Source organism: Sphingopyxis sp., assembly GCF_016793825.1.
Classification (GTDB): Bacteria; Pseudomonadota; Alphaproteobacteria; order Sphingomonadales; family Sphingomonadaceae; genus Sphingopyxis.
The window spans coordinates 173,210-184,490 of record NZ_JAEULM010000030.1; the positions used below are offsets into that span (position 1 = coordinate 173,210).

Below are 11,281 nucleotides of genomic sequence, written 5' to 3' on the forward strand. Positions count from 1 at the left end.
TCTTGCAATTTGTTTCGGCGCGCATAGATTGCCCCTTGTCGCAAGCGCGACCGACTAGCCCCCGTAAGGGGCCTTGTATGAAAGGACGCATTATGACCCGCGTGGAATATATCACCGTGACCCTTGACCGCGTCGACGCGCAGGGCCGGCCCTTCCAATCCCTTATCCATATCGGCCCCGATGGGTGGAGCCAGTCAGGCGACGACCTGGGCGACACCCGCGACATCGCAGAAGCTATCTTTGAGGCGTGCGCCGACGAGCTGGACGCCGAGAGCGAGGATTGCACAGCATGAGCCGCTACCTCATCGGTGCCCTGTTCGGCGCTTCGCTCATCCTCTCGCTGCAGGCCTCGTTCTCGCCCCCCATGCCAACCCTAATCGGCCACGAGTGCGAGGGCTCGGGCGGCGACCTGTGGGCCATGGATGCTCGCGACTTCCCCCGCTGTGACATGATTGAGGAGAACCGCTAATGTCCGCTCAGCTTGAGGCCATGCTGCAAGAGAGCGCAACGCAGGCCGATCTAGCCCGCATGGCCGCTGGCCTGAGCAAGGGCGCCACGCGCCGCCGCTTCAAGGCCTATGCCGCTCAGCATCACCGCAACGCCGTTGCCATATCCGATGCGCTCTATGGGCCTGTTCCCGCCGAAATACTGGCCATGTCTGACGAGGAGCTAATCGCCACGCTTACCGCATAGCCGAAACGCCCCCTAGCGGGGCGTCGTGCGCCAGCTCGCCCGCGGCGCGCCTGATGATGGCAGGGCCTTTGAAAGACTGAACGATGACCAATCTTACCGAAACCGCTCGCCTGTTCGCTAATGCCTTTGAGAGCCGCACGCGCGACAATGGCGACGCGTTCCTTGCTCTAAAGGATGGCTCCCCCGATTGGATGACCGACGCGCTCTATAACGCGCATGGGGGGATGCTTCCCGACGATCATTGCTATCGGATGGCGAGCGAAGTGGCCGACGCTTTCGCCGAAACACTGGAATATGACGCCGACGCCGATCTTGATGACTGGCGGCACGAATCCATTGACGCGATGGTTAGCGTTTATGACGCCGACCGATTCGCGTGGCTGGCGTCCAATCTGGCGCGCGCCGAATATTGCGATGAGGCGCGGGGGGAGGGGATGGTTTCCGATGACGCCAGCCTTTCCGACCGTATCGCCGCCGGATGGTATCGCGAGGCCGAAAGCATCTTCGAAGCAATCCGCGCGGCGATCGAAGAGAACGCCGACGACGAATAACCCCCTTTCCGGCGAAACCGGCGCCAACGCGCGCCGGTCGCAAGGGCATAGCCGCCCCTTGCCTGATGAGCCTGGCTTAGGAGGAATGAACGTCATGGCCAACCGCCTGAAAGCATATGTCCGCCGCACTATCCTTGATTCCGCCAAGGAGGGAGCGTGGCCGAAAAGGCGCCGCACCGAGGAAAGCACCCGCATTGCGTTCATGGATGCGATGCGCGGGACCGACACCGGATGGTGGTCGGACCTCATCTATACCGCCGACATGCTCGAAATGTCCCACCGCTACCGCAACGACATTGCGGCCGCGCTTTCCGAGTATCGGGACGCGAGCGGCGAATCCTACACCTATCGCGAGCGCTACAGCGGCGACGGCCCGGATCGCACGGCTGAAGATATCCTCTCGGCCCTGATGCGCCGCAAGGCGTGGACCTATGCCGAATATCAGGACGCCGAAGCCCCGAGCGCGCCCGTATCGGCTCTCATCGGCTTACGCTTCGCGGTCGAATGGTACGCCGGGGAACTCGCCCGCGAATATTGCCCCGATCTCTAACCCCCACCGGCGAAACCGGCGCCACCGCGCGCCGGTCGCAGGGAACTGGCCGCTCCCTGCCTGATGAGCCTGGCCTAGGAGGATTGAACCGATGAAATATTTTGTCCGCAATATCGCGACGGCGACGATTACCGAGCTTTGGGTCGCGGAGGCCAATTCGCCCGAGGATGCAATCGAAACGGTTGTTGCCGGTCACGGGCAGTTCGTCGAACATCTTACCATAGATGACGAGACTAACCGCGCCGAGTTCGAGGCCGATTTGGTCGAGGATTACACGGCCGCCGATCCGGTTGCAGTCGCGCGCATGGAGACCGCAGCGCCCGCCATGTTCGCTGCCCTGCAAAAGGCAGCCGACGCCCTCACGCCGCCGCGCGGCGCCGAAGAGGCGGACGCATTGGCTGCGATCGTGGAGGCGATGGGCAAAGCTTCGCGGGGGGAGGCCTGACCGATGGCAAAGCAATTCCATTGCCTCGCCCGCTGGCGTGACGAATCGCGCCGGATCATTGACGGCACGACGCTTTGCGAGGCGCACGAGATTATCGTAGCGCCCGACAAGGCCAGCGCCGTTCGGATCATGGCCGACCATGTGCGCACGGCGAAAGGTTTCGAGCCGCTGCGGATCGAGGCGCGCGCGGCGTAAGGCGAAACCCTCCCCATCGGTGAAATCGGGGAGGGTCCGGCGCGACTGATGCAACGTGCCGCTGATGAGCCTGCATCTTGAAGGAACGGACCATGACCACCGACCGAGCACGCCGCGAGCGGATCGCGCGCGCCTATCTTGCCATGCGCCGCGAGCGCGATTTGCTTATGGGCGCTCTTGCATCTGCCAGCGATTACGCACGGCGCCTGCAATCGCAGCTCGACATTATGACCGATCAGCAGGCCAACGCGCGGCGCGCGGCCACTGCGTATATGAAAGAGGGGGAAGCGGCCGACAAGCGCGAGCGAATCGCGCTGGCAAAGCGCCGCCGCGCCGTCCTGACCGCTCGCGAGTTTCAGCGGCGGCTGTACGCTGAATACAATTTCGTGGACCAGCTGCGCGCCCGCCAACGGGTGAAGGTGGCCGCGTGACCCACCATCGCGTTCTTTCGAGACCGGCCACCCCCATCGGCGCAATAGAAATCAAAAATCGACCTGCCAGCCTCTGCCAGCTCGCCGGCAGATGGTCGGGCAATGTACCCATCGGCGGAATATCGGGTGAACTGAAGGCTGACGGGTTCCGCGGCCTCTGGTTCGCGGGGCTGGACGGTCAGGCGAGGCTCTGGACGCGCAACGGGCAGGCCATCGGGGGAATTGAACATCTCGCGCACCGATTGGCGCTGATGGAGCGCGTCGCAGGCGAGCCGATGATGTTCGACGGCGAATATGTCGTGGACGGCACGCTGGCAGCGACCAAGCGCTGGTGCGAGGCAGGATGGAAGCTCGGCGGCAATGCCGGGACGCTCCACCTGTTCGATGCCATGCCCCTGTCAGATTGGCAGCGTGGGCGATGCGACATGCGCCAGATCGAACGCAAGGCGCGGCTCGTCGCCATAGCAGGTGAGGCCGCGTCCAGCCCGATCGCATGGGAATGGGCGCCGGGTAGCCGTGGAGCCTCACCGGGCACCGTGGAAATTCTGGACGACATATGGCTAGAGACGGCAGACGATGTTCGCGACGAGGCGAATCGGGTATGGGCGAGGGGTCTAGAGGGCCTCATGCTGAAAGACCCCGAAGCGCCCTATGTGCGCGGTCGCGTGTCGTGGTGGGAAAAAGTGAAACGGCCTGGCGCGGCCTGATGCGCCTAGAAGGAATGAACGACATGACCGACGAAATCATCGCTATCCGCATCGGCCAGAAGGCAGGGCCGAAGATCAAAGCCACCGGGAGAATTTTGGATGAGCTGGACATGCCAGCAAGCGCCCGCGACCGCTGGTACGGCGGCATCCTCTACGAGACCGTGGGCGGCGCCTATATCGCGGACAGCATCAACTTCAGCGACATCATCGGCGAGGACAATTTGCACAATGCGCTCATCCTCTACGCCGACATGCCTGAGCTTGAACGGCAGATCGCGGTGATGGAGCATTTCAACTGGACCCCGCAGGCGCGCGCCATGGCGAAGCGGTTGGGGTGGAAGCTGGTCGTGGAGGTCGATTGACCCCCTTCGTGGAAATATCGGATCAAGTACCCGTATCGGGGGAATTTGGGATCAGGACTAACAGCAACTAATCAATGCGCCCCGACTGTGCGCTGATGCTTGTGAATTAGGGAATGGGAGATTTGCGATGGGGAGGGCCGAATGTCACATGAAAAGCTGATCGGATGGCCGGTTATCGGTCCTGGGGAAGGGTTTCAGCGCAAAGTGATCGAGGTGAGCGGTGATCGAGCCCGTTGCCAGAGGTTTGCCCCGTATACTGACGATGTGAAATGGTTCGCTATCGCCGATCTCAAACATGAAGATGGCCGCCCGCTTCGGGCCACCTTCTGAAACGCAAAAAGCGGCGCAGGCCGAAGCCCACGCCGCTTCCTCGCGCACAGCCTGTCCCCCGACGCCGGCACGATGCTCATGTATCAATTTCGGACAAAATTTAGCTTTGGACGACTCGCGACCCCGTGCTCTATCTCCGCTGGGGGAGGAATCGGCATGCGTTTTGCGGTTCTGATAGCGATCTTCGCAGCGACATTTTTCACACCGGCCCATGCCGGGACATTCCTGATTTCAGGAAGCGCACCGGGACTGATCTATGGAACAGAACGGTGTGAAACGCTTTCCTTCTGCGATGTGACAGAAGCCTTTACACAGAATTTCTCGTTCACCGTCGATGGGGATGAAACACTGCCCATCGGGTCGGTTTACTCCTTCACCTATGGCTCCGGGCCGTCGGGCCTTTACAATGGATCGTTCAGTTCGCTCACCGGGGACGCTTATAAAGCGCTGAACCTTTCCTATGAAATCTACATCAGCGGATGCCCTTTGGGACAGCGGGATTGCTTCCGGCTCGCCTCGACCAGGGATTTTTCCGTCACGCGACTCTCCCCGGCTCCTGTGCCGGAACCGGCAACATGGGCCATGTTTTTGCTCGGGTTGTTCGCGATCGGCACCGCAGTGCGACGCGGCAAAACATCAACTCATCCTCAAGGTGTAGTCATAGCGCGCCCGAAAGGCACCTGATCCCCCAAATCCGATGTAGCAAAGGCCGAACACCTGCATGTCGGCGCCAAGGACCGTTCCGTTGTCGAGGTCGCCGCCGGGATAACGGCCGATCGTCTGCCACGTTGCTGCGGTCGGATTGCTCGGATTGAAATCGATGCACCGATGGAGACCACGCACGCCGGACAAGCCCCCCCAGGCATAGATCGCCGGATAGCCGGCACCGGGCGCGGCCTTGCCGAATGCGAAGTCCAGCGGCTCGTTCATATCGCCGGTCCAATCGACCCACGTCGCGCCCTGGTCGGCGCTGAACGAAATGCCGAAGTTAGCGTGCGTATCGTCAGCGTCAACGTCGCCGGGGCAATAGAAGAGGTGTGGCGACTTGCCGGGTGGCATCCGCAGTTTGCAGTTGTAGGCGTCAATTGTATAATCGATTCCGATTCCTGCGCCGCTGCTCGTGATCAGCCCACTACGAATGCGCGTCCAGTTTTCGCCGCCGTCGGTGGATTTCCAGAAACCGCGAAATTGTTGGCTTGCCGCGTCATGAGCCTGATTGCCGACGTGGTAGAGATAGAAGGTGCCGGCGTTCTGCTTGTCGGCGATCAGTTGAAGCCGCTGATAGCTGTACTGGTTATGCCAGCGCATCCCCGTACTCGGGGGGACTTCGCCGCCAAACTTGCAATAGGCCCACGTCGCCCCGCCGTCCTTGGTAAAGCTGGGGATGTTGTTGCCGGTGGGAAGCCAGACGACGTTGCCCGGTGCCCCGACCGCCACATTGCCGCCAAACCCTTGGCCGCCCGTCGCTGGCTGTCCGCCTGTTGGCAGCACATTCGCGGGCACGTTCGTGAAAGGCGTCCAGCTCGCCCCGCCGTTCGACGAGTAATTGCCGCGCCCGTTCTTCGAACTGACGACCGCCAGCCAGTTTTCATCGCCCGCCGCGTGATCGATGCCGCCGCCGTGATCCAGCGCCTCGACGTTCGTCACCCCAGCGTTGGCGGGATACTGGTTCCACTGGCTGCGCTCGCGCGTGAGGACGTTCCTGTCCTGCGACAGATAATGGATGCGGCCATTGAGCGGTGGAACGAGTATCTGCATCGACACGAGGTTTTCGATGCCGACGCTGTCTTCCAGAAAGGTAGGGATCGCGCCATCGAGCGGCGGGTTGTTGCACTTCCAGCAGCCGATGCCCTCGGCGAGAAAGATGGCGTTGGAATCGGTGTCCCAGACGACGGCGCCATTCGACATGTAATTTTCGTTCGTCGTCTGGTGCCAGGGGATGTTGACGGCCTGCCGCCCGACGCTTGGGCACAGACCGGAGAAGCTGGCGCCGCTGTTGCTCGAAGCGCGATAGGCGCTGGACCCGATCATGCTGATGAACTTCGTTCCGTCGGGCGAGATGGCGAGATGCTTGGTGTCCGTGACGCCGGCCACGTCTGCCCAGCCGCCTCCCGGCGTCCATTTGCGCAACTGCGCCTGGTTCGACTGTGACGTTCCCCCGGTCCACAGCGCGCCGTTGCGGGCGAGCATGTGCCCGATATCGGTGGGGGAGCCGGAAATCAGCGTGAAAGTGCCGCTGACGCCGGTCGTCGAGCGATAGATGCCATTGCCGTATGACCAGACATAGACGTGGTTCGTCCTGCCGCTCGTCGTGCCGCTTTCAGGATCGAAGGTCACGGCCATGCCGCGATCCTTGTCGTTGACCACCTGAAGCGGCGCGGGGATGTCGGGATGGCTGACCCATGTGTCGCCGCCGTCGAGCGTGTATTTGAACCCGCCTGCGGCGCTCACATCGGGAGGGCCGAAGCCGACGACAAGATGATTGGCCGGATCGACGTTCATCCGTTCGTTACAGGTGCGCGAACCGCTGTTGGCGCCGTAATTGTTATAGACGGGAAGCGTTGTCCGCACCCAGCTCGCGCCGCGATCGGGCGAGCGGTACACATAGCCGACCTGGCAGATGTACACATAGTTCGTGTTCGACGGCGCGACGCAAACGTCATAGCAGCCGGCGCCGCGGTCGTAGCTATACTTCATCAGGCTTTCAGAGATGTTGATCTCTGCCTGAAGCAAGAGGCGCCATTCGGTATCGTTCGGCCCGCGGATATAGCCGCCGCAGGTATCTGTGCGGCAAACCAGAACCTTTTGATTGCCGGTGCCCGCGATGCGCAGGCCGGTGACATATCCGCCGCCGCCAAGGCGCACGCGCTCATATTTCGATCCGCCGAGGATTGTGCCGCCGTTCCTCATGGGGTTCCCCACTTCGTCTTGAGATAGTTGAAGATTTGCGCGCGCTCGCCGCCTGTCCGCGGTGCGTTGCAAACTATGGTCTCGCAAGCCCGGCCCGAACATTCGGCGAGTCCCGCCCTGTTGAAGAATTGGAGCGAAACAGGAGCGCCGCCAAAGCCGGTGTAGATCCCCGGCGCGTCCTGCTTCGCCTCACCATCGAGGCTGATGCTAAGCGTCGCATTATCGGTCGCCCACACCTCAAGGATGTGGACCCCGGTGCTTGGCGCGCCCGCTGTGCGGTTGAATCCGGTGAACCCCATCCCCGTGTTGGTGACACGAAGGAGGATGCCGGAGCCGCCACCGCCGTCGCCGATCGATAGGAGCGGATTGCTGTCGCTATAGTCCCCGATGCACAAGATTTGTGTGCCGATGTAGGCACTGGGGTCATGATACCAAACGTGGAAAAGGTGGAAGTTCTCGGGGAAGACGATGCCATTCGCGGCAGGCACCCACAGCTTGCGCGTCCCATCGAAATAGATCGTGTTGAGGCCGTTGACGTCCTTGCTCGCGTCGCCCGTCACCGGCGCGTTGCCGGCGTCAGTCGTCAGGTGATGCGTGCCGATCAGATCGCGCAGCGACAGCGAAGCGCCGGTTCCGGTTACACCCGTCGTTTCGTTGCTGGCATCATACCAGTGTACAGCCGTCGGATCGTCGGTCGGGTTGGTGAACGATGATGCGGTCGTCGAAGTGAAGGTGTCGCTGACGCCGCCAATCGTGACAACTGTGTTGGTGACGGTCGCAGGCGAAGCGCTCGCCGTGTGCCGCGCTTTGACTTTGTCACCTGGGAAAAGAGTGCCAGCGCTCGTCGTGAATGAGCCATAGCCCGCGCCTGTATCGATCGCATAAGATCCACCGGACACCGTGATTTCCACCGGCACGTTAAACCCGGTCGGCGTCACCTCTGCGGAGGTTTGCGTGCTGCCCGCCGTCACGTTGTTCACATCGGTGAAGCTGAACGCAGCGGGTGTTGCGTCCTCTGCTTCGCCATGAATGACGACACTCGAGTTCGGGGAAGGGTCGTTGCCGCTGCGCTCGACGTGCGCGCGGAAATAATGCGTCCCACTTGTGATGTCTGACAGGCCAGCAAACGACGCCGCGTGCGCTGAGGCTTCGCCGCTATCGATGGTATTGGAGGCTGTACCGACAATGCTGCTGAAGCGGACATCGCCGGCCCATTCGAGGACGAGAGTATCTCCGACGAGCACAGTTTCATCGAGACTGCAATCAAGCTCGGGCGGATAAGTCGTTGGTCCGACCGCAAGCGCGAGCGTTGGAGCCGTGATCTCCACGCTTGGTGCCGTTGGGGCGGTGATCCGCCTCGATGTTGATCCCGGACTTCCGATCCGGCCAGGACGGACCAACATCTTACGCCACCGGGATGATGTTGAGATTGCCGCCGGCGCTGTCCTGGATCGCCGCGATCTTGTGGCCCGAGGTAATCCGAAGATGGAACTTCTCGCCCGCCTCGATCGGAATATCGTTTGCCGTGGCTGTCGGACTGGACGCTGCCTTAACATAGCAACGAGCCGTGCCGCAGTTGTGGAGCAAGACTTCGGTGGCCGTTATGGCCGCGCTCTGTGCGCTGGTTCCGTTGTAAGCGAGCCGGGTGGCGGCGGCTCCATACGCGCGCGTCCCGATGGTGGCGATAGCTGCTATCGCGCTGTCCTGCTTTGCCTCGGTCGCAGGCGCGGCCAGCAGTTTGGCAAGGATCGACGCCAATGCACCTTCGATCCCATCGACATGACCGATGATCGTCGCTTGGTTGGCCTCTGTCGCCGGGGCGGCAATCAGCTTCGCCAGAATGGCCGCGAGGGTCGTCTGGCTCGCCACCGCGTCGAGCGCAGCCTTGTCCTCCGTGGACAGCGCGACGGGCCGCGAGTTGGCTGCGCTTGCTCGGCCGTTGGCGTTCGGCTTCTCGACGGCAACGGTCGATCCGCCGGCGTCTTTGACGTTCATGGTAGCCATTAAAAGTCCTCCATAATCAGGGCCAAGAGCCCGCTCTGGACGTCACTGCTGAAGTCCAAGGTGCCCTCGAATGTCGGGGCGGGTGTGGGTGGTTTGGTGAGCTGGAACGCGAGCCGGAAGCCGAGCCCAAAGCCGATCGCCAGCCGGCGGATCACGGCGCGATCACGGAGATGCGCTCGCCTTCCTTGACGTAGCGGGGTTCGGGGATGCCGGCCTTCAGCGTCTCGCCTTGTGTGGCGACCGCGACCGATGAAGAACCGATTCGGATGACGCAGTCAGCTTCGGGCATCAGCCTGACCACGGTGTAGGCGCTAAAGTCCGTCGTGTGCGCTTCCGCGCCGATCACCAAATCTTCGCGGTTGCCGTCCTGACCGCCGAGAATACCGAAGCTTGTCAGGTGGCCGCCGGCGGCAATTGCGTATCTCGTGATTTGTAAATTCGCCATCAAACATCCTCCAAAATCAGAGTGAGCAAGCCGCTCATGTCGGCATCGCTGAAATCCATATCGCCGCCGTCAGAGGGCACGACGATCGCGGTCGTCACGCTCGCCGGGATCATCGAAAGCATGGAAAATTCCATCGCGTAGGTGCCGGGCTTGCGGCTGTTCTGCGCGAAGGGTGGCTGCGAGAAGCGGCCCAAGAAGTACTCTTCCTGACGCTGGGCGGTCTCTTCCGGGTTGAAGAGCAGGAAGACCGGCCCGCGCTTGCCCTGCATCATGATCTTGCGGAAATTGGCCGCGAACTCTGCCTCGCTGACCCACGACAGCTTGAAATTCTTGGTACGCAGGCCGAAACCGTCGGTCTCCATCGCCACCCCCCAGCGGGCGAAGTCGATCGACCCTAGGTCGTCGATGCTTTCCTCGAAGCCGCGGTCGTAGAACCGGCTGGTCTGGACCTCTTTGCCGAGGATCAGGCTCATTGCCTCGAAATCTCCGGTGTGGCCGGTGATATCGATGCGCCACCACGTCGCTTCGATCGCATCGAAGCGCAGATGGGTGTGATACAGTCCGTTCTCGCGCGTCACCGCAGGCCAAATGAAATCGACCGCGCCGCTGTCATAGGGCGCAGAGCCGTCAACCTGAGCCTGCGAGGTGCCCAGCCGCAGCCGGATTTTGGTGCCGGGCAAGGCGTTGGCATCGAGCACTGCGGCAAAGCTGATCGTCTCGGCCGCTGTCTTCTGACCGCGAGCCCAGGCGTTGCTTGCGCCATTCGTGCGCCAGACAAGGCCGGGGCTGTCATGCTCGTTCAGATGGATCGCAGGCGCTTCGGCCCGCTCGTTTCCCGTCGCGATCGTGCCAAGGTCGATCGGCAGCACAAAGATTGGCTTCTCGATCATTCCCTAACCCCACATGCCGAGCGTCACGATATCGCGCCGCAGATCCAGATTGATGTCGGTAACCAGCGCCGGCTTGTTGGTGGCGCGCTCGGGATCAATGACGGTCCCGGTTGGCGTGGACTGCGAATAATCGAGCCCTATCCCGAATTTCAGCGCGTTGGGCAGTCCGGCCTGATAGCGGCCGCGCTCTTCCTTCAGCAGCGCCAGCCGTTCGTCAGCCATCGCCTGCGCGTCGTCCATGTCATCGAACTGCGTTTCTATGGGCGCGTCAGCGACTGTCTCGCGCGCAAGGTCGCCGTAGGCCGCCTCGACCGTGGCATCGACGGCCGTCAGCGCGAGACGGTACGGTTGGGTGATGAAGCCGATCCGCTCGGGGGTTGCGGGCATGGATCAACAGGCCGACGTTGCAGCGTTCAGCGCCGCTGAGTAACTCATGCGCCGCAGCCCCTGCGCGGCGAACGTCTCGGCCTTCTGCTTCAGCGACAGCGCGTCCCACGCCGCGGCGTCGATCCGATCGCGCAGTGGCGTGACGGGCTCGGGACGGTCGGCGGCGCATTTCTGGATGACAGGGACCGAAACCGTGGCGACGCGGTCCCTGACGACGGTCGGCGTCGAGGTGCATCCGGTGAGCAGCGCTGCGGCCAACGCGAACAAGAGGACGAAAAAGATGGCGTGGTCCGGCCCACGATCAGCTTGAGCCTTTGGCGGATGCGGCATCAGAACTGCTCCTCATAAAGCTGGTTGAGCGCTGCGTCCGCCGCGCGGATC

19 protein-coding genes are annotated in these 11,281 nt (G+C 62.2%); 11 read left to right on the forward strand and 8 right to left on the reverse strand.

Translation table 11 applies throughout. From position 1 onward, the window contains the following. Nucleotides 1–92 precede the first annotated feature (92 nt). The 10 genes from JNM03_RS09575 to JNM03_RS09620 all read left to right on the forward strand — a co-directional run bounded on the left by JNM03_RS09575 (nucleotide 93) and on the right by JNM03_RS09620 (nucleotide 3,934). Nucleotides 93–293, forward strand: coding sequence for a hypothetical protein (locus tag JNM03_RS09575; RefSeq protein ID WP_294036223.1), 201 nt, complete (start codon nucleotides 93–95; stop codon nucleotides 291–293). After that, nucleotides 290–469, forward strand: coding sequence for a hypothetical protein (locus tag JNM03_RS09580; protein WP_294036224.1), 180 nt, complete (start codon nucleotides 290–292; stop codon nucleotides 467–469). Before JNM03_RS09575 ends, JNM03_RS09580 begins: the two co-directional genes overlap by 4 nt. Next, nucleotides 469–693 carry a hypothetical protein gene (locus JNM03_RS09585; protein WP_294036225.1) on the forward strand — a complete coding sequence of 75 codons (225 nt, stop codon included), beginning with the start codon at nucleotides 469–471 and terminating at the stop codon, nucleotides 691–693. The genes JNM03_RS09580 and JNM03_RS09585 overlap by 1 nt, the downstream gene beginning before the upstream one ends. Nucleotides 694–776: 83 nt before the next feature. After that, nucleotides 777–1,244 carry a hypothetical protein gene (locus tag JNM03_RS09590; protein WP_294036226.1) on the forward strand — a complete coding sequence of 156 codons (468 nt, stop codon included), beginning with the start codon at nucleotides 777–779 and terminating at the stop codon, nucleotides 1,242–1,244. A gap of 94 nt (nucleotides 1,245–1,338) precedes the next feature. After that, the gene (locus JNM03_RS09595; RefSeq protein WP_294036227.1) at nucleotides 1,339–1,794 is read left to right on the forward strand and encodes a hypothetical protein; all 456 of its coding nucleotides are present in this window, start codon (nucleotides 1,339–1,341) and stop codon (nucleotides 1,792–1,794) included. Nucleotides 1,795–1,885: 91 nt separating this feature from the next. Further along, nucleotides 1,886–2,239 (forward strand): hypothetical protein, encoded by a 354-nt coding sequence (locus tag JNM03_RS09600; RefSeq protein ID WP_294036228.1) that lies wholly within the window; start codon nucleotides 1,886–1,888, stop codon nucleotides 2,237–2,239. A gap of 3 nt (nucleotides 2,240–2,242) precedes the next feature. Further along, entirely contained in the window at nucleotides 2,243–2,434 is a 192-nt protein-coding gene (locus JNM03_RS09605; RefSeq protein ID WP_294036229.1) for a hypothetical protein, read from the forward strand. A 92-nt stretch (nucleotides 2,435–2,526) separates the two neighbouring features. Beyond that, on the forward strand, nucleotides 2,527–2,865 hold the full coding sequence (locus JNM03_RS09610; RefSeq protein WP_294036230.1) for a hypothetical protein: 339 nt from the start codon (nucleotides 2,527–2,529) through the stop codon (nucleotides 2,863–2,865). Continuing rightward, a complete protein-coding gene (locus JNM03_RS09615) occupies nucleotides 2,862–3,572 on the forward strand; it encodes a hypothetical protein (protein WP_294036231.1) in 711 nt (236 codons plus the stop codon). The genes JNM03_RS09610 and JNM03_RS09615 overlap by 4 nt, the downstream gene beginning before the upstream one ends. A 23-nt stretch (nucleotides 3,573–3,595) precedes the next feature. Next, nucleotides 3,596–3,934, forward strand: coding sequence for a hypothetical protein (locus JNM03_RS09620; RefSeq protein WP_294036232.1), 339 nt, complete (start codon nucleotides 3,596–3,598; stop codon nucleotides 3,932–3,934). Between the two features lie 144 nt (nucleotides 3,935–4,078). Here JNM03_RS09620 and JNM03_RS09625 read toward each other — a convergent pair whose 3' ends face one another. After that, on the reverse strand, nucleotides 4,079–4,312 hold the full coding sequence (locus JNM03_RS09625) for a hypothetical protein (RefSeq protein ID WP_294036233.1): 234 nt from the start codon (nucleotides 4,310–4,312) through the stop codon (nucleotides 4,079–4,081). 108 nt (nucleotides 4,313–4,420) lie between these two features. Here JNM03_RS09625 and JNM03_RS09630 point away from each other — a divergent pair, with 108 nt between their 5' ends. Beyond that, a complete protein-coding gene (locus tag JNM03_RS09630) occupies nucleotides 4,421–4,948 on the forward strand; it encodes a PEPxxWA-CTERM sorting domain-containing protein (RefSeq protein ID WP_294036234.1) in 528 nt (175 codons plus the stop codon). Here JNM03_RS09630 and JNM03_RS09635 read toward each other — a convergent pair. The 7 genes from JNM03_RS09635 to JNM03_RS09665 all read right to left on the reverse strand — a co-directional run bounded on the left by JNM03_RS09635 (nucleotide 4,901) and on the right by JNM03_RS09665 (nucleotide 11,230). Further along, nucleotides 4,901–7,174 (reverse strand): sialidase family protein, encoded by a 2,274-nt coding sequence (locus tag JNM03_RS09635; RefSeq protein ID WP_294036235.1) that lies wholly within the window; start codon nucleotides 7,172–7,174, stop codon nucleotides 4,901–4,903. The genes JNM03_RS09630 and JNM03_RS09635 overlap by 48 nt on opposite strands. Beyond that, the gene (locus JNM03_RS09640; RefSeq protein ID WP_294036236.1) at nucleotides 7,171–8,502 is read right to left on the reverse strand and encodes a hypothetical protein; all 1,332 of its coding nucleotides are present in this window, start codon (nucleotides 8,500–8,502) and stop codon (nucleotides 7,171–7,173) included. The genes JNM03_RS09635 and JNM03_RS09640 overlap by 4 nt, the downstream gene beginning before the upstream one ends. A gap of 76 nt (nucleotides 8,503–8,578) precedes the next feature. After that, nucleotides 8,579–9,178, reverse strand: coding sequence for a hypothetical protein (locus JNM03_RS09645; RefSeq protein ID WP_294036237.1), 600 nt, complete (start codon nucleotides 9,176–9,178; stop codon nucleotides 8,579–8,581). A 151-nt stretch (nucleotides 9,179–9,329) separates the two neighbouring features. Continuing rightward, entirely contained in the window at nucleotides 9,330–9,623 is a 294-nt protein-coding gene (locus JNM03_RS09650) for a hypothetical protein (RefSeq protein WP_294036238.1), read from the reverse strand. Continuing rightward, nucleotides 9,623–10,513: a hypothetical protein gene (locus tag JNM03_RS09655; protein ID WP_294036239.1), complete on the reverse strand. Its 891-nt coding sequence runs from the start codon at nucleotides 10,511–10,513 to the stop codon at nucleotides 9,623–9,625. Before JNM03_RS09655 ends, JNM03_RS09650 begins: the two co-directional genes overlap by 1 nt. Before the next feature lie 3 nt (nucleotides 10,514–10,516). Next, nucleotides 10,517–10,900, reverse strand: a complete 384-nt coding sequence (locus JNM03_RS09660; protein WP_294036240.1) for a hypothetical protein — start codon at nucleotides 10,898–10,900, stop codon at nucleotides 10,517–10,519. Between the two features lie 3 nt (nucleotides 10,901–10,903). After that, a complete protein-coding gene (locus JNM03_RS09665; RefSeq protein WP_294036241.1) occupies nucleotides 10,904–11,230 on the reverse strand; it encodes a hypothetical protein in 327 nt (108 codons plus the stop codon). Nucleotides 11,231–11,281 lie beyond the last annotated feature (51 nt).

Excerpts from the sequence above, each read along its gene's own strand:
- JNM03_RS09575 (WP_294036223.1), top strand. The coding sequence starts at position 93 with ATGACCCGCGTGGAATATATCACCGTGACCCTTGACCGCGTCGACGCG.
- JNM03_RS09580 (WP_294036224.1), top strand. The coding sequence starts at position 290 with ATGAGCCGCTACCTCATCGGTGCCCTGTTCGGCGCTTCGCTCATCCTC.
- JNM03_RS09585 (WP_294036225.1), top strand. The coding sequence starts at position 469 with ATGTCCGCTCAGCTTGAGGCCATGCTGCAAGAGAGCGCAACGCAGGCC.
- JNM03_RS09590 (WP_294036226.1), top strand. The coding sequence starts at position 777 with ATGACCAATCTTACCGAAACCGCTCGCCTGTTCGCTAATGCCTTTGAG.
- JNM03_RS09595 (WP_294036227.1), top strand. The coding sequence starts at position 1,339 with ATGGCCAACCGCCTGAAAGCATATGTCCGCCGCACTATCCTTGATTCC.
- JNM03_RS09600 (WP_294036228.1), top strand. The coding sequence starts at position 1,886 with ATGAAATATTTTGTCCGCAATATCGCGACGGCGACGATTACCGAGCTT.
- JNM03_RS09605 (WP_294036229.1), top strand. The coding sequence starts at position 2,243 with ATGGCAAAGCAATTCCATTGCCTCGCCCGCTGGCGTGACGAATCGCGC.
- JNM03_RS09610 (WP_294036230.1), top strand. The coding sequence starts at position 2,527 with ATGACCACCGACCGAGCACGCCGCGAGCGGATCGCGCGCGCCTATCTT.
- JNM03_RS09620 (WP_294036232.1), top strand. The coding sequence starts at position 3,596 with ATGACCGACGAAATCATCGCTATCCGCATCGGCCAGAAGGCAGGGCCG.
- JNM03_RS09630 (WP_294036234.1), top strand. The coding sequence starts at position 4,421 with ATGCGTTTTGCGGTTCTGATAGCGATCTTCGCAGCGACATTTTTCACA.
- JNM03_RS09635 (WP_294036235.1), bottom strand. The coding sequence starts at position 7,174 with ATGAGGAACGGCGGCACAATCCTCGGCGGATCGAAATATGAGCGCGTG.
- JNM03_RS09645 (WP_294036237.1), bottom strand. The coding sequence starts at position 9,178 with ATGGCTACCATGAACGTCAAAGACGCCGGCGGATCGACCGTTGCCGTC.
- JNM03_RS09650 (WP_294036238.1), bottom strand. The coding sequence starts at position 9,623 with ATGGCGAATTTACAAATCACGAGATACGCAATTGCCGCCGGCGGCCAC.
- JNM03_RS09655 (WP_294036239.1), bottom strand. The coding sequence starts at position 10,513 with ATGATCGAGAAGCCAATCTTTGTGCTGCCGATCGACCTTGGCACGATC.
- JNM03_RS09660 (WP_294036240.1), bottom strand. The coding sequence starts at position 10,900 with ATGCCCGCAACCCCCGAGCGGATCGGCTTCATCACCCAACCGTACCGT.
- JNM03_RS09665 (WP_294036241.1), bottom strand. The coding sequence starts at position 11,230 with ATGCCGCATCCGCCAAAGGCTCAAGCTGATCGTGGGCCGGACCACGCC.